Source organism: Paraburkholderia acidisoli (genome assembly GCF_009789675.1).
In the GTDB taxonomy this organism is placed as follows: Bacteria; Pseudomonadota; Gammaproteobacteria; order Burkholderiales; family Burkholderiaceae; genus Paraburkholderia; species Paraburkholderia acidisoli.
In genome coordinates this window covers 3,161,933-3,177,031 of the sequence record NZ_CP046913.1, presented here as the reverse complement: position 1 = coordinate 3,177,031, position 15,099 = coordinate 3,161,933, and the positions used below count along the sequence as shown (strand labels likewise).

Genomic DNA, 15,099 nt, shown 5'->3' with positions numbered 1-15,099 from the left:
TGGTGTGCGGCGTTCGGCGGCCATTCGCGCCGGACGCCGCATGCGTGCGCAAACCGTTATTCGTGCCTTCAGAGGCGGCTTTCATGACGATCTTTGGCATTCCGCTTCCGGCAATGCTGAGCCAGTTGTTGCTCGGGCTGGTGAACGGCTCGTTCTACGCGATCCTGAGCCTTGGCCTCGCGGTGATCTTCGGCATGCTCAACGTGATCAACTTCGCGCACGGCGCGTTGTTCATGCTGGGCGCGATGCTCACGTGGATGGGCCTCGCCTATTTCAATCTGCCGTACTGGGCGATGCTCGTCATCGCGCCGCTCGTGGTGGGACTGATCGGCGTGGTGATCGAGCGCTCGATGCTGCGTTGGCTGTATCGGCTCGATCATTTGTACGGACTCCTGCTGACCTTCGGTCTGACGCTCGTGGTGGAGGGCGTGTTCCGCTCGATCTACGGCGCGTCGGGGCAACCGTACGACACGCCCGATCTGCTTTCGGGCGCCACCAATCTCGGCTTCATGTATCTGCCCAACTATCGCGCGTGGGTCGTGGTGGCGTCGCTCGCGGTGTGCTTCGCCACGTGGTTCGTGATCGAGAAGACCCGGCTGGGCGCCTATCTGCGCGCGGGCACCGAGAACCCGAAACTCGTGGAGGCGTTCGGCATCAACGTGCCGCTCATGATCACGCTCACCTACGGCTTCGGCGTGGCGCTCGCGGCGTTCGCGGGCGTGCTCGCCGCGCCCGTGATCCAGGTGTCGCCGCTCATGGGCCAGCCGATGATCATCACCGTGTTCGCCGTGGTCGTGATCGGCGGCATGGGCTCGATCATGGGCTCGATCCTCACGGGGTTGCTGCTCGGCGTGATCGAAGGCTTCACGCGCGTGTTCTGGCCCGAGGCGTCGGCGACCGTGGTGTTCGTGATCATGGCGATCGTGCTGCTGATTCGCCCCGCTGGCCTCTTCGGCAAGGAACGATGATGCAAAGAAAAGCGCTGTATGGGTTATTGCTGATCGGCCTGATCGCGGGGCCGTTCGTCGGGCTGTATCCGCTCTTCGTGATGAAGGTGATGTGCTTCGCGTTGTTCGCGGCGGCGTTCAATCTGCTGATCGGCTATACCGGGCTGCTCTCGTTCGGGCACGCCATGTTCCTCGCGAGCGCCGGTTATGCCACGGGTTACGCGGTGCAGACGCTCGGCTTCACGCCCGAGCTCGGCGTGCTCGCGGGCACGGCCGTGGCCACGCTGCTCGGCTTGATCGTCGGGTTGTTCGCGATCCGGCGCCAGGGCATCTACTTCGCGATGGTCACGCTCGCGCTCGCGCAGATGGTCTACTTCGTGTTCCTGCAGGCGCCGTTCACGCATGGCGAGGACGGTCTGCAGGGCGTGCCGCGCGGCAAGCTGTTCGGCGTGCTCTCGCTCGACTCCGACGTCTCGCTCTACTACGTCGTGCTCGTGGTGATGGTGCTGGCGTTCGCGCTGATCGTGCGCATCGTGCATTCGCCGTTCGGCCAGGTGCTCGTGGCGATCAAGGAAAACGAACCGCGCGCGATCTCGCTCGGCTACGACACCGACCGCTTCAAGCTGCTCGCCTTCGTTCTGTCCGCCGGGCTCGCGGGCCTCGCGGGATCGCTCAAGGTGCTCGTGCTGGGCTTCGAGACGCTCGGCGACGCCTACTGGACCATGTCGGGTCTCGTGATCCTGATGACACTCGTGGGCGGCATGGGCACGCTGTTCGGGCCGCTGCTCGGCGCGGCGTTGATCGTCGCGCTCGAGGACCGGCTCGGCGACATCGGCACGGCGCTCGCCAGCGCGACGGGCGTGGACTGGTTCCGCTCGCTGGGCGAGTCGGCGACCATCGTCACGGGGCTGATTTTCATCGCCTGCGTGCTGGCGTTCCGACGCGGGATCGTAGGGGAGATCGTGGCGCGGGTGCGGCCGCTGAGGGCGTGACGCCAGGCTGACGCGGCGAGCGAAATCGCGTGTGAAATGCGCTTGGGAACGGGTGCTGCGCTGCGTTAGAATGGGCCGCGTCGCGCGGAATGCCGCGCGCCCCGGGATGTGGCAAAAGCGCTTTGAAGCGCCCCAACTCGGTGCCGCACTGCACCACTAGGGTAAATGCTAGTTGTTGCGAAACGGAGCGAAGTTTAAAGTTTCACCTAGTTCTGATGCACCGAATTTGCAGGTGGAGAACGAGGAGACAACTGAGGCACAAAGTGCCCGGACAAGGAAGCGCTGTTGGATGGGAATCCAACAGCGCTTTTTATATTTCTGCGCGCTATTTCCGGAAATTTAGAAGCCGGTTCGACGAAGTTAGTGATCGGCGCGCAGTTTTTCAGTCGTGGCATTCGCTGCGCCTTCCCCGTTTTTTCCCATCGTCTTCCCCGTTTTCTCCGCTTTTCGAGCGCAGTTTCGGCGCGTCGATTTCCCTTTCCCGAATTACGCAATTCGCCGCCCAAACCGGTTCCCGGACCGCCCCGCAAGCGTTCCTGCGTTACGCGTTGCATTCATGCCATTTGCGTTGTTGTAAGCGTATGGAAAGCGCTTGCCATTCGAATACACGCGCCGCTACACTCGCCATTCACCGACCACACGGTCAGCGTTTTCGCGTTGATTTTCCGCAAGCGTTTATCGCTTTCAGGCCGCCGTTCGAGCGGCCGGGCGGAACCGGTGTGCCGCGCGATTCGCGGCAATAAACAGAACGATTATCGAAGGAGTGGAGATGCAGTTGGTTTGGCGTTGGATGGGGGCGGCATGCGTCGCGACCGGGGTGCTCGCGGCAACGGCCGGCAGCGCATATGCAGACGTGAAGATCGGCGTGACGCTTTCGGCCACGGGCCCGGCGGCGTCGCTCGGCATTCCCGAGAAGAACACGGTGGCGCTGTTGCCGAAGGAAGTGGCGGGGCAGAAGGTCGACTACATCGTGCTAGACGACGCCACCGACTCCACCCAGGCCGTGAAGAACGCGCGCAAGCTCACGAGCGAGGATCACGTCGACGCGATCCTGGGTTCGACCGTCGTGCCCAACTCGCTCGCCATGATCGACGTTGCCGCCGAAACCTCCACGCCGATGATCTCGATGGCCGCCGCGGCCCCGATCGTCGAACCCATGGACGCGAAGCGCGCCTGGGTGTTCAAGACGCCGCAGAACGACCAGTTGATGGCCGGCGCCATCGCCCAGCACATGGCCGCGCACGGCGTGAAGACGGTGGCCTTCATCGGCTTCTCGGACGCCTACGGCGAGAGCTGGTACAAGGAGTTCGGCGCCGCGGCCACCAAGGCCAACATCAGGATCGTCGCCAATGAGCGCTTCGCGCGCAACGACGCCTCGGTCACGGGCCAGGTGCTCAAGATGATCTCGCAGCATCCCGACGCCGTGCTGATCGCGGGCGCGGGCACGCCGGCGGCGCTGCCGCAGAAGACGCTGCGCGAGCGCGGCTACACGGGCAAGTACTACCAGACGCACGGCGTCGCCAACAACGACTTCCTGCGCGTGTGCGGCAAGGATTGCGAGGGCACGTATCTGCCGGCCGGTCCGCTGCTCGTCGCCGATCAATTGCCCGATTCGAATCCCGTCAAGCAATCGGCGCTCGCTTATAAAGCCGCGTACGAAAAAGCCTACGGCGCGGGCTCTATTTCGACGTTTGGCGGCCATGCGTGGGACGCGGGCCTGCTGCTCCAGCACGCCGTTCCCGTCGCCCTGAAGGCCGGTCAGCCGGGCTCCAAAGCGTTCCGCGACGCATTGCGCGCGGCGCTCGAGAACTCGCACGACGTGGCGGGCGCGCACGGCATCTTCAACATGAGCGCGACCGACCATGCGGGCCTCGACCAGCGGGCCCGCGTGATGGTGGAAATCGTCGGCGGCAAGTGGAAGCTTGCGGGCGATTGAGCGCGATGTGAGGCGCACACGGCACACCAACAAGGCACGCTCGAACGAGGTGCCTTTTTTGTTGCCGACGCAACGGATTCGCGAAGTGTCGGGTAGTAAAAAACAGCAGTGGAAAACGCAGTAGAACACCGCATCAAGAAGCAGCAGCGAGTAGTCGATAAAAGCGGCAGGTGCGCGCGAATTGCAAGGTTCAGCGGTGGCTTGTGCAGCGCCGCAGGCAGGGAAAACCATGCATCACACGCACGATGCCGGTTACTACACTCAAAGGCCTGCGCCGGTTTTTTTACGAACATCGTAGCGATCGGCGCCGGGTCATTTTGAGAACACGCAAAAACACGCAGACAAAGCGTTTGGAGACGCGCAATGAAAACGAAGCAATGGGTTTTGAGGTCGATTAGCGCCGGACTCGCAGCGGCGTTGATGGGCACGGCGGGCCTTGCCGCCGCGCAGGTGAAGATCGGCGTAACGCTTTCGGCCACGGGGCCGGCGGCGTCGCTCGGCATTCCGGAAAAGAACACGATCGCGCTGCTGCCCAAGGAGATCGCGGGCAAGAGCGTGCAGTACATCGTGCTCGACGACGCCTCCGACACAAGCAAGGCCGTGCAGAACACGCACAAGCTGATCGACGAGGACCACGTGGACGCGATCATCGGCTCGTCGGTCACGCCGAACTCGCTCGCCATGCTCGACGTGGTCTCGCAAGGCAAGACGCCGATGATCTCGCTCGCGGCCTCCGCCGCGATCGTCGAGCCGATGGACGCCAAGCGCCAATGGGCCTTCAAGACGCCGCAGAACGACAGCCTGATGGCCGACGCGCTCGCCACCTACATGGAGAAGCACGGCGTGAAGACCGTGGGCTTCATTGGCTTCACGGATGCCTACGGCGACAGCTGGTACAAGGAATTCAGCGCCGCGGCCGCGAAGCACAACCTCAAGATCGTCGCGAACGAACGCTATAACCGCACCGATTCTTCGGTGACGGGCCAGGCGCTCAAGCTGATGTCGGCGAACCCGGACGCGGTGCTGATCGCCGGCTCGGGCACGCCTTCGGCGCTGCCCGCGACCACGCTCAAGGATCGCGGCTACAAGGGCAAGATCTATCAGACGCACGGCGTCGCCAACAACGACTTCCTGCGCGTTTGCGGCAAGGATTGCGAAGGCGAGCTGCTGCCGGCCGGCCCGATCCTCGTGGCCGATCAACTGCCCGATTCGAACCCGGTGAAGAAGTCGGCGCTCGCCTACAAGTCGGCCTACGAAAAGGCGTATGGCGCGGGCTCGGTGGCGACCTTCGGCGGTCACGCCTGGGACGCGGGCCAGATGCTCGCGCGCGCCATTCCCGTTGCGCTCAAGGCGGGCGAGCCGGGCACCGAGGCGTTCCGTGTGGCGCTGCGCGGCGCACTCGAAAACGTGAAGGAGCTGCCGCTCTCGCACGGCATCATGAATACCACGCCGACCAACCATAACGGCCTCGACGAGCGCGCACGCGTGATCGTCGAAATCGTCGACAACAAGTGGAAGCTGCAAAGCGAGTAACGCGCTGAAGGCGGGAAAGCGCGGCGTGTCATGCGCGGCGTTTTCCCGTGAAACATCGCGGCAACGGACGCGCCTCTTTCACGCCGCAGTTACGTGATCGAGCGCGCGTCATTCTGGCCACTCACAATCACGATCGATGCACGCGCATCGGTCTTGCCACACACATCGACCGGCCGCCCGGCGTTCGCGGGTTCGTCGCTCGAGGTTCGCTGTTTTCGGGGTCTCAGGAAGAGGGGAGTATGGATTTATCGATCGCCGCGATCCTCGCGCAGGACGGCATCACCACCGGTGCGATCTATGCGCTGCTCGCGCTCGCATTGGTGCTGGTGTTTTCCGTCACGCGCGTGATCTTCATTCCGCAGGGCGAGTTTGTATCGTACGGCGCGCTCACGCTCGCCGCGCTGCAATCGCAGAAGTTTCCGGCCACCTGCTGGCTGCTCGTCGCGCTCGGTGCGGCGTGTTTCGTCGTCGAGGCAGCGGGGCTCGTGCGTCATGCCGAACGGCGCAAGCACGCGGCGCGCACGCTCGTCTCGCTCGCGGGCCGATATCTGCTGTTCCCGATCGCCGTTTATGCGCTCACGCGCGGCGTGGCGGCGCAGCCCATGCCGATGCTCGCGCAGATCGCGCTGACGCTCGCGATCGTCGTGCCGATGGGACCGTTCGTCTACCGGCTCGCCTATGAGCCGATCGCGGAGGCCACCACGCTGCTGCTGTTGATCGTGGCGGTGGCGGTGCACTTCGCGATGGTAGGCCTCGGGCTCGTGATGTTCGGCGCGGAAGGCTCGCGCACGAACGCGTTCTCCGACGCCACGTTCAACCTCGGCAGCCTGTCGATCTCGGGGCAGAGCCTCTGGGTGATCGGCACGGCGGCCGTGCTGATCGTCGCGCTCTACCTGTATTTCGACCGCACGATCTCGGGCAAGGCGTTGCGCGCGACCTCGGTGAACCGGCTGGGCGCGCGGCTCGTCGGCATCGGCACGACCCAGGCCGGGCGGCTCGCGTTCACGCTGGCCGCGGGGCTCGGCGCGCTGTGCGGCATTCTGGTCGCGCCGCTCACGACCATCTACTACGACTCGGGCTTCCTGATCGGCCTCAAGGGCTTCGTGGGCGCCATCATCGGCGGTCTGGTGAGCTACCCACTGGCTGCCGCCGGCTCGGTGCTCGTGGGCCTGCTGGAGTCGTATTCGTCGTTCTGGGCAAGCTCTTACAAGGAAGTGATCGTGTTCACGCTGATCATCCCCGTGCTGCTGTGGCGCAGTCTTTCCTCGCCGCACGCCGAAGAGGAAGAGGAGTGACGCGATGAAACGATTCGTCATGCACAACCGCTTCTTCTGGCTGTTCCTCGTGGTGATGTTCGCGCTGCCGGTGCTACCGCAGCCGGTGCATATCCCCGAATACTGGATCACGCTGCTCAACTACATCGGCCTCTATTCGATCGTCGCGATCGGCCTCGTGCTGCTCACCGGGATCGGCGGGATGACGAGCTTCGGGCAGGCCGCGTTCGTCGGTCTGGGCGCCTATGCGACCGCTTATCTGACGACGCAATACGGCGTCTCGCCGTGGCTCGCGCTGATCGTCGGCGTGGTCATCACCGGGCTCGTGGCGCTGGTGCTGGGGCTCGTCACGATGCGGCTCTCGGGGCACTTTCTGCCGCTCGGCACGATCGCCTGGGGCCTCGCGCTGTTCTTCCTGTTCGGCAATCTCGATATGCTCGGCAAGTACGACGGCATCAACGGCATTCCGGTGCTCAACGTGCTCGGTATCGATCTGGAAACAGGGCGGCACATCTACTACCTGATCTGGGTCGTGGTGCTCGCTTCGGTGATCTCGGTGCAGAACCTGCTCAACAGCCGCATGGGCCGGGCGATCCGCGCGCTGCGCGGCGGTGGGCTGATGGCCGAGGCAATGGGCGTGAACACCGCGTGGATGCGCGTGGTGATCTTCGTCTACGCGGCCGTGCTCGCGGCCGTGTCGGGCTTCCTCTACGCGCATTTGCAGCGCGCCGTGAACCCGACGCCGTTCGGCCTCAATCACGGCATCGAGTATCTGTTCATGGCCGTGGTGGGCGGCGTGGCGCACGTTTGGGGCGCGGTGCTGGGCGCCGCGATTCTTACGGTTCTGCAAGACTGGCTGCAGACGCTGTTGCCGAAGCTGCTCGGCGAGAACGGCAACTTCGAAATCATCGTGTTCGGCATCTTGATGGTGCTGCTGCTGCAATACGCGCGACGCGGCGTCTGGCCGTTCGTGGCGCGCTTTTTCCCACGCGGCCCGCAGGCACACGTGCCCGCGAACGCCGAGGCGTTGCCGCAGCGCAGCAAGCCTTCCGCGGGCGAGATGCTGCTCACCGTGAACAAGGCACGCAAGCAGTTCGGCGGTCTCGTGGCGGTGAACGATGTGAGTTTCGAGGTGAAGGCGGGCCAGATCATCGGTCTGATCGGTCCGAACGGCGCAGGCAAATCGACCACGTTCAATCTCGTGACCGGCGTGCTCCAACCAACCAGCGGCGAGATCACGTTCCGCGGCGAGCGCATCGACCGGCTCACTTCACGTGAAATCGTCTCGCGCGGCATTGGCCGCACGTTCCAGCACGTCAAGCTGCTGCCGACGATGACGGTGCTGGAGAACGTCGCCATCGGCGCGCACCTGCGTGGTCATGCGGGCGTGCTGCGCAGCGTTGCCAAGCTCAATGCGACCGAGGAAGGCCGCCTCATGAGCGAAGCGGCGAAGCAGCTCGAGCGCGTGGGCCTCGAGCAGCATATGTACGACGAAGCGGGCAGCCTCGCACTCGGTCAGCAGCGGATTCTGGAGATCGCGCGCGCACTGTGTTGCGATCCAACCTTGCTGTTGCTCGACGAACCGGCGGCCGGCCTGCGGTATCAGGAAAAGCAGCAACTGGCGGCATTGCTGCGCCGGCTGCGGGAAGAGGGGATGAGCGTGCTGCTCGTCGAACACGACATGGATTTCGTGATGAATCTCACCGATCGACTGGTGGTGATGGAGTTTGGTACGCGCATCGCGGAAGGCTTGCCCGCCGACGTGCAGAAGGATCCGGCTGTGCTCGAAGCGTACCTGGGCGGGGTGGAATGATGACGACGCCGGTTCTGGAAGTCTCGAACCTCGCGGTTCGCTACGGCAAGATCGAGGCGCTGCACCATGCCGCGATCAAAGTGGGCAAAGGGCAGATTGTCTCGGTGATCGGGCCCAACGGCGCGGGCAAGTCCACGCTGCTCAACGCCATCATGGGTGCGTTGCCGGTCACGGGCCATGCCAGCGGCCGCATCGCCTATCTCGGCGAAGAGGTGGGCGCGCAGCCGATCGAGCGCCGCGTGGCGCGGGGCATGTGTCTTGTGCCGGAAAAGCGCGAGTTGTTCGCCTCGATGTCGGTCGAGGACAATCTCGTGCTCGGCGCGTATCGGCGCAAGCGGGCGGGGGAGCGTAATTTTCTCGATCAGCTTGAGCCCGTGTTTGCGCTGTTTCCGCGCTTGAAGGAACGGCGTGCGCAGGCCGCCGGTACGCTCTCGGGCGGCGAGCGGCAAATGCTGGCCGTGGGCCGCGCGCTGATGGGCAAACCCGACTTGCTGATGCTGGATGAGCCGAGCCTCGGGCTCGCGCCTTTGATCGTGAAGGAGATCTTCCACATCATTAGCGCGTTGCGCCAAACGGGCGTGGCAACGCTGCTGATTGAGCAGAACGCACGCGCGGCGCTGCAAATCTCCGATTACGGCTACGTGCTGGAAACTGGCGATCTGGCTTTGGAAGGGCCAGCAAACGATCTGGCGCAAAACCCTCGCGTTATCGAAACCTATCTGGGCTTGGCAAAAAAGCCGGTTTGATGGGTTAGCTGGCTACATACAAGCGGCGTGTTTCACGTGAAACACGCCGCTTTTTCTTTGCGCATCAGTTTTTATCGACGAACGAAATTCGGGTGTGAACGGTCCAAAACGCGAAACCGTTATAATTCGCGCATACCACTTTTCTAGAGAAGGCTCACGCGGTCGATTTCCGATCATGCGTGAGGTCCCGCCATGCTTTATCCCACAGAGTTTGACGTAATCGTTGTCGGCGGCGGCCATGCCGGCACCGAGGCCGCGCTTGCTGCCGCCCGCATGGGCAACAAGACGCTGTTGCTCACCCATAACATCGAAACGCTCGGCCAGATGAGCTGCAATCCGTCGATTGGCGGTATTGGCAAGGGCCATCTGGTCAAGGAAGTCGATGCCTTGGGCGGTGCGATGGCTGCCGCGACGGACGAGGGCGGCATTCAGTTCCGCATCCTCAATTCGTCGAAGGGCCCCGCGGTTCGCGCCACACGCGCGCAGGCCGACCGCATTCTCTACAAGGCGGCGATTCGCAGTCGTCTCGAAAATCAGCCGAATCTTTGGCTGTTCCAGCAGGCTGTCGAAGATCTGATGGTGGAAGGCGACCGTGTCGTCGGCGCCGTGACGCAGGTCGGAATTCGCTTCCGCAGTCGCGCGGTCGTGCTGACGGCGGGCACGTTCCTCGACGGCAAGATTCACGTGGGCCTCAATAACTACACGGGCGGCCGCGCGGGCGATCCCGCTGCCGTAACGTTGTCGTCGCGCCTCAAGGAACTCAAGCTGCCTCAGGGACGCCTCAAGACCGGCACGCCGCCGCGTATCGACGGCCGTTCCATCGACTTTTCCGTGCTCGAAGAGCAGCCGGGCGATCTCGATCCGGTGCCGGTATTCTCGTTCCTTGGGCGCGCCGAGCAGCATCCGCGCCAGATTCCGTGCTGGGTCACGCACACCAACGAGCGCACGCACGACATCATCCGCAGCGGTCTCGACCGGTCGCCGATGTACACGGGCGTGATCGAAGGCGTGGGGCCGCGCTATTGCCCGTCGATCGAGGACAAGATCCACCGTTTCGCCTCGAAGGAATCGCATCAGATCTACCTCGAACCGGAAGGTCTGACCACCAACGAGTTTTACCCGAACGGGATCTCGACGAGTCTGCCATTCGACGTGCAACTGGACCTCGTGCACTCGATGCGCGGTCTGGAACACGCGCACATCCTGCGGCCGGGCTATGCGATCGAATACGACTATTTCGATCCGCGCGGGCTCAAGGCATCGCTGGAAACGAAGGCGATCAGCGGTCTGTTTTTCGCGGGCCAGATCAATGGCACGACCGGCTATGAAGAGGCGGCCGCGCAAGGGTTGCTGGCCGGCATCAATGCGGGTCTGCAAGTGCAGGGCAAGGAAGCATGGTGCCCGCGCCGCGATCAAGCCTATCTGGGCGTGCTCGTCGACGATCTGGTGACGCGCGGCGTGTCGGAGCCGTATCGCATGTTCACGAGCCGCGCGGAGTACCGGCTGAGCCTGCGTGAAGATAATGCCGATATGCGTCTGACGGAGATTGGCCGCGAGCTTGGCGTTGTTGACGACGCACGCTGGGATGCCTTCAGCCGCAAACGCGACGCTGTTTCACGTGAAACCGAACGCCTGAAGTCCACATGGGTGAACCCCAAAACGCTTTCCGTCGACGAGGCGACTGCCGTGCTGGGTAAGGGGATCGATCGTGAGTACAATCTCGCCGATCTGTTGCGCCGTCCTGGCGTGACCTACGACGGCGTGTGCAGCTTGCGCGAAGGCGCGTGTGCTCCCGATGCGCCGCTCGCCGACGACACCATCCTGCTCGAGCAGATCAAGGAGCAGATCGAGATTGGCGTGAAGTATCAAGGTTATATCGACCGCCAGGCCGACGAGATCGAGCGCAATGGTGCTCACGAGAACACGCGCCTGCCCGAGGGTATCGACTACGCCGAAGTGCGGGGCTTGTCGTTCGAAGCGCGCCAGAAGTTGAGCCAGTTCCGGCCGGAAACCATCGGCCAGGCGTCGCGGATCTCGGGCATCACGCCGGCTGCGATTTCGTTGCTGATGGTGCATCTCAAGCGTGGACTCGGCCGCCGTCGTCCCAACACTGGCGACGCCAGTGCCGACTCGACGCCGGTGACGCAATGACGGGCCGCGCACGTCAGCCGGGTATCGCCGATCGCGAAGCCTTGGGCCGTTTGCTGGAAGAGGGCGCCAAGGCGCTTCACGTGGAATTGAATGCGCGTCAGCACACGCAATTGCTCGACTACGTGGCGCTGCTCGCGAAGTGGAATGCCGTGTATAACCTGACGGCCATTCGCGATCCGCGCCAGATGCTGATTCAGCACATTCTCGATTCCCTGTCGATCTTGCCGCATTTGCCCGCACGCGCCGACGCCGCCGTGCTCGACGTCGGGTCGGGCGGCGGTTTGCCCGGTATCGTGCTCGCCATCGTGCGGCCGGACTGGCAGGTCACGCTCAACGACATCGTGCAAAAGAAGTCGGCGTTTCAGTCGCAGGCCAAGGCTGAACTGGGCCTCGCCAACCTCTCGGTGGTGACGGGACGGGTCGAGTCGCTGCGCCCAGGCGTGGAAGTGCCGAAAAAATTCGATCTGATCGTCTCGCGGGCATTCGCGGAACTCTCCGATTTCGTTACACTGGCCCGGCATCTCGTTGCGGACGGCGGCGCGATCTGGGCGATGAAGGGCGTGCGCCCGGACGGCGAGATCGAGCGTTTGCCGGAAGGCGCCCAGGCGCTGCGCACGATACGTCTCGAAGTACCGATGCTCGAAGCCGAGCGTCACCTCACCGAAGTCACGGTCGAACCGGTCGCCGCGAGCTAACCGCGCTTCGCGAACGTTGGCCGATCAGCCGAATGGCGCGCCGCTCTGGCGCGTCATAAAGTCAGCAAACATTTAAGGCAGTAAAAAGGGACACCTGAAAGATGGCAAAAATCTTCTGCGTTGCGAACCAGAAGGGCGGCGTCGGCAAGACGACGACAACGGTCAATCTCGCCGCGAGCCTCGCATCGCAGGGCCAACGTGTCCTTCTCATCGACCTCGATCCGCAAGGCAATGCCACGATGGGCAGCGGCATCGACAAAGCCGCCTGCGAAAACACGGTGTACGAAGTGCTCGTGGACGGCGTCGCCGTGACCGACGCACGCACGCGTCCCGAGTCGCTCGACTATGACGTGCTGCCGGCCAACCGCGAACTCGCCGGCGCCGAAGTCGAGCTCGTGAGCGTCGAGCATCGCGAACGCCGCCTGAAAAGTGCGCTGGCCGAAGTCGACGATCAATACGATTTCGTGCTGATCGATTGCCCGCCGGCGCTCTCGCTGCTCACGCTCAATGGCCTGTGCGCGGCGCATGGTGTGGTGATCCCGATGCAGTGCGAGTACTTCGCGCTCGAAGGGCTGTCGGATCTCGTCAATACGATCAAGCAGGTGCACGCGAACATGAATCGCGAGCTGAAGGTGATCGGCTTGCTGCGCGTGATGTTCGATCCGCGCATCACGCTGCAGCAGCAGGTCTCCGAGCAGTTGAAGGAGCATTTCGGCGACAAGGTGTTCGACGCCGTGATCCCGCGCAATGTCCGGCTCGCGGAAGCGCCGAGCTATGGCCTGCCGGGCGTGGTGTTCGATCGCGCCTCGCGTGGCGCGCAGGCGTATGTGCAATTCGGCGCGGAAATGATCGAGCGCGTGCGCGCACTCTGACGAGAGACTGGGGAAGCACGATGAACGCAGTAGCACGGAAGAAGGGACTGGGCCGCGGGCTCGAAGCATTGCTCGGCGGCAGCGCGGACATTACCGAGGCGGTGAAGATCGAGGGCGCGCCGAACACGCTGCCGCTCACGGTGATGCAGGCCGGCAAGTATCAGCCGCGCACGCGCATGGACGAGGGGGCGCTGCAGGAACTCGCCGCGAGCATTCGCGCGCAGGGTTTGATGCAGCCGATTCTGGTGCGCCCGATCGCACCGGGACGCTACGAAATCATCGCGGGCGAGCGGCGTTTCCGCGCGGCCAATCTCGCGGGGCTCACCGAGGTGCCGGTGCTCGTGAAGGACGTGCCCGACCAGGCTGCCGCCGCGATGGCGCTGATCGAGAACATTCAGCGCGAGGACCTCAATCCGCTCGAAGAGGCGCAGGGCATCCAGCGCCTGCTCGACGAGTTCAATTTCACGCACGAACAGGCTGCGGAGTCGGTGGGGCGTTCGCGCAGCGCGGTGTCGAACCTGCTGCGTCTGCTCAATCTCGCGGCGCCTGTGCAGACCATGCTGCTGGCCGGCGATCTCGACATGGGCCACGCGCGCGCGCTACTCGCGGTCGACGCCGCCACGCAGATCGCGCTCGCGAATCAAGTGGTCAACAAGCGCATGTCGGTGCGTGAAACCGAGAAGCTCGTTTCGGCGACCACCAAGGCAGCGCCCGCCGTGAAGGCCAAGGCCGCGCACGATGGCGGCCGCGACACGCGCCGTCTCGAAGAGGAATTGTCCGATCTGCTCGCCGCCACCGTGAAGATCAAGGTCGGCCGTCGCGGGCGAGGGCAGCTCACCGTCGACTTCGGCGATCTCGACGCACTCGAGGGCATCCTGCTACGCCTGCGCGGCGAAGCGGCTGCCTGATGCGCGCGGCCATGAACCTGAGCGCGGTCGCCTGAGTGGCCGTGCGCGAACCCGCGTCGGGCGCGAACGAGCCCGTCAGTCTTCTGCGCCGCGTTGCCAGGGGAATCGCGTCGGAGCCCGTGCTGGCGATCCTCGTCGTGGCGCTTGTCGTGCTGGAGATCGTGGCGCCGCAGCCGCTCGCGAAGCTGCCGTCGCTGGTCGACTGGCAAACGGTAATGACGCTTGCGGGTCTGCTGATTCTCACCAAGGCCATCGAATATTCAGGACTCCTGACCTGGCTCGCGCACAAGGTCGTGCATCACATCCGCTCGGAGCGCAGCCTCGCGCTCCTGCTCGTCGCGCTGGCCGCGGCGCTCTCGACCGTCGTGACCAACGACGTCGCGCTATTCGTCGTCGTGCCGCTCGTGCTTTCGCTGCACAAGCTCACGCCGCTACCGCTCAAGCGGCTCGTGATCGTCATCGCGCTCGCGGTGAATGCGGGCTCGGTGCTCACGCCGCTCGGCAATCCCCAAAATCTCTTTCTCTGGCAAGTGAGCGGTGCGTCGTTCGGCGCGTTCGTCGTTGCGCTCGCGCCGTTGTGCGCGATGTTGATGGCGATGCTGGTCGCGCTCACGGCCGTGATGTTCAAGCCGCGTGAGCTCGATCTGTCGAAAGACAGCGAGCCCCATGGCGTGGACCGCACGCTTGCCGGCGTGGCCGCCGTGTTGTTCGTCGCGTTCGTCACGCTCGCCGATGCGCATCACGCGGGCATCGCGCTCGCCGGCGTTGGCGCGGGCTTCCTGCTGTGGCGCGCGCGCATCGTCCTGAAGATCGACTGGCTGTTGCTGCTCATCTTCGTGCTGATGTTCATCGTGCTGCGCAGCGTGGCCGCGCAACCGTCGATTCATCAGGCGCTCGCCGCGCTCTCGCTGCAAACGCCCCTGCGTGCTTTCGTCGCAGGGGCGGTTCTGTCGCAGGGAATCAGCAACGTTCCGGCCGCGATCGTGCTCGCGAACTTCACGCACGACTGGCGCGCACTGGCGTTCGGTGTGAGCGTGGGCGGCTTCGGCGTGGCGATCGGCTCGCTTGCGAACCTCATTGCCGTGCGCCTCGCGGAAGAACGCGGCGTTTGGGGGCCGTTTCACCTCGTTTCGGTGCCGTTCTGGATCGTGGCGGGTGCGGGCGGGGCGTTGCTGCTGCATTTTTTCTGATGCGAAAGGCATCATAAGTATCGGATCGACTTCGGTTTTCGG

The 15,099-nt window shown here is 64.0% G+C and carries 12 protein-coding genes; all 12 read left to right on the top strand.

Features of this window, described 5'->3' with window-relative positions; genetic code table 11:
* Nucleotides 1-83 precede the first annotated feature (83 nt).
* The 12 genes from FAZ98_RS14025 (at nucleotide 84) to FAZ98_RS13970 (ending at nucleotide 15,057) form a co-directional block, all read left to right on the top strand.
* Nucleotides 84-968 carry a branched-chain amino acid ABC transporter permease gene (locus FAZ98_RS14025; RefSeq protein WP_158951755.1) on the top strand — a complete coding sequence of 295 codons (885 nt, stop codon included), beginning with the start codon at nucleotides 84-86 and terminating at the stop codon, nucleotides 966-968.
* Nucleotides 968-1,939: a branched-chain amino acid ABC transporter permease gene (locus FAZ98_RS14020; RefSeq protein WP_158951991.1), complete on the top strand. Its 972-nt coding sequence runs from the start codon at nucleotides 968-970 to the stop codon at nucleotides 1,937-1,939. The genes FAZ98_RS14025 and FAZ98_RS14020 overlap by 1 nt, the downstream gene beginning before the upstream one ends.
* Nucleotides 1,940-2,729: 790 nt before the next feature.
* Nucleotides 2,730-3,875: an ABC transporter substrate-binding protein gene (locus FAZ98_RS14015; protein WP_407672064.1), complete on the top strand. Its 1,146-nt coding sequence runs from the start codon at nucleotides 2,730-2,732 to the stop codon at nucleotides 3,873-3,875.
* Between the two features lie 363 nt (nucleotides 3,876-4,238).
* The gene (locus FAZ98_RS14010; RefSeq protein WP_158951753.1) at nucleotides 4,239-5,408 is read left to right on the top strand and encodes an ABC transporter substrate-binding protein; all 1,170 of its coding nucleotides are present in this window, start codon (nucleotides 4,239-4,241) and stop codon (nucleotides 5,406-5,408) included.
* Between the two features lie 239 nt (nucleotides 5,409-5,647).
* A complete protein-coding gene (locus FAZ98_RS14005; RefSeq protein ID WP_158951752.1) occupies nucleotides 5,648-6,703 on the top strand; it encodes a branched-chain amino acid ABC transporter permease in 1,056 nt (351 codons plus the stop codon).
* A gap of 4 nt (nucleotides 6,704-6,707) precedes the next feature.
* Nucleotides 6,708-8,495, top strand: a complete 1,788-nt coding sequence (locus FAZ98_RS14000; protein WP_158951751.1) for a branched-chain amino acid ABC transporter ATP-binding protein/permease — start codon at nucleotides 6,708-6,710, stop codon at nucleotides 8,493-8,495.
* Nucleotides 8,492-9,241 (top strand): ABC transporter ATP-binding protein, encoded by a 750-nt coding sequence (locus FAZ98_RS13995; RefSeq protein WP_158951750.1) that lies wholly within the window; start codon nucleotides 8,492-8,494, stop codon nucleotides 9,239-9,241. Before FAZ98_RS14000 ends, FAZ98_RS13995 begins: the two co-directional genes overlap by 4 nt.
* Nucleotides 9,242-9,433: 192 nt before the next feature.
* Nucleotides 9,434-11,392 (top strand): tRNA uridine-5-carboxymethylaminomethyl(34) synthesis enzyme MnmG, encoded by a 1,959-nt coding sequence (gene mnmG / locus FAZ98_RS13990; RefSeq protein ID WP_158951749.1) that lies wholly within the window; start codon nucleotides 9,434-9,436, stop codon nucleotides 11,390-11,392.
* Nucleotides 11,389-12,087, top strand: coding sequence for a 16S rRNA (guanine(527)-N(7))-methyltransferase RsmG (gene rsmG / locus FAZ98_RS13985; protein ID WP_158951748.1), 699 nt, complete (start codon nucleotides 11,389-11,391; stop codon nucleotides 12,085-12,087). Before mnmG ends, rsmG begins: the two co-directional genes overlap by 4 nt.
* A gap of 101 nt (nucleotides 12,088-12,188) precedes the next feature.
* Complete coding sequence (locus FAZ98_RS13980; protein WP_158951747.1) at nucleotides 12,189-12,959, top strand: ParA family protein; 771 nt, start codon at nucleotides 12,189-12,191, stop codon at nucleotides 12,957-12,959.
* A 20-nt stretch (nucleotides 12,960-12,979) separates the two neighbouring features.
* Nucleotides 12,980-13,867 (top strand): ParB/RepB/Spo0J family partition protein, encoded by an 888-nt coding sequence (locus FAZ98_RS13975; RefSeq protein WP_158951746.1) that lies wholly within the window; start codon nucleotides 12,980-12,982, stop codon nucleotides 13,865-13,867.
* A gap of 83 nt (nucleotides 13,868-13,950) precedes the next feature.
* The gene (locus tag FAZ98_RS13970; RefSeq protein ID WP_199272338.1) at nucleotides 13,951-15,057 is read left to right on the top strand and encodes an SLC13 family permease; all 1,107 of its coding nucleotides are present in this window, start codon (nucleotides 13,951-13,953) and stop codon (nucleotides 15,055-15,057) included.
* Nucleotides 15,058-15,099 lie beyond the last annotated feature (42 nt).

What these genes read in the sequence shown, in the direction of transcription:
- rsmG (WP_158951748.1), top strand. Translation starts at nt 11,389, where the DNA reads ATGACGGGCCGCGCACGTCAGCCGGGTATCGCCGATCGCGAAGCCTTG.
- FAZ98_RS13995 (WP_158951750.1), top strand. Translation starts at nt 8,492, where the DNA reads ATGATGACGACGCCGGTTCTGGAAGTCTCGAACCTCGCGGTTCGCTAC.
- FAZ98_RS14025 (WP_158951755.1), top strand. Translation starts at nt 84, where the DNA reads ATGACGATCTTTGGCATTCCGCTTCCGGCAATGCTGAGCCAGTTGTTG.
- FAZ98_RS14010 (WP_158951753.1), top strand. Translation starts at nt 4,239, where the DNA reads ATGAAAACGAAGCAATGGGTTTTGAGGTCGATTAGCGCCGGACTCGCA.
- FAZ98_RS14005 (WP_158951752.1), top strand. Translation starts at nt 5,648, where the DNA reads ATGGATTTATCGATCGCCGCGATCCTCGCGCAGGACGGCATCACCACC.
- FAZ98_RS13980 (WP_158951747.1), top strand. Translation starts at nt 12,189, where the DNA reads ATGGCAAAAATCTTCTGCGTTGCGAACCAGAAGGGCGGCGTCGGCAAG.
- mnmG (WP_158951749.1), top strand. Translation starts at nt 9,434, where the DNA reads ATGCTTTATCCCACAGAGTTTGACGTAATCGTTGTCGGCGGCGGCCAT.
- FAZ98_RS14000 (WP_158951751.1), top strand. Translation starts at nt 6,708, where the DNA reads ATGAAACGATTCGTCATGCACAACCGCTTCTTCTGGCTGTTCCTCGTG.
- FAZ98_RS14020 (WP_158951991.1), top strand. Translation starts at nt 968, where the DNA reads ATGCAAAGAAAAGCGCTGTATGGGTTATTGCTGATCGGCCTGATCGCG.
- FAZ98_RS14015 (WP_407672064.1), top strand. Translation starts at nt 2,730, where the DNA reads ATGGGGGCGGCATGCGTCGCGACCGGGGTGCTCGCGGCAACGGCCGGC.
- FAZ98_RS13975 (WP_158951746.1), top strand. Translation starts at nt 12,980, where the DNA reads ATGAACGCAGTAGCACGGAAGAAGGGACTGGGCCGCGGGCTCGAAGCA.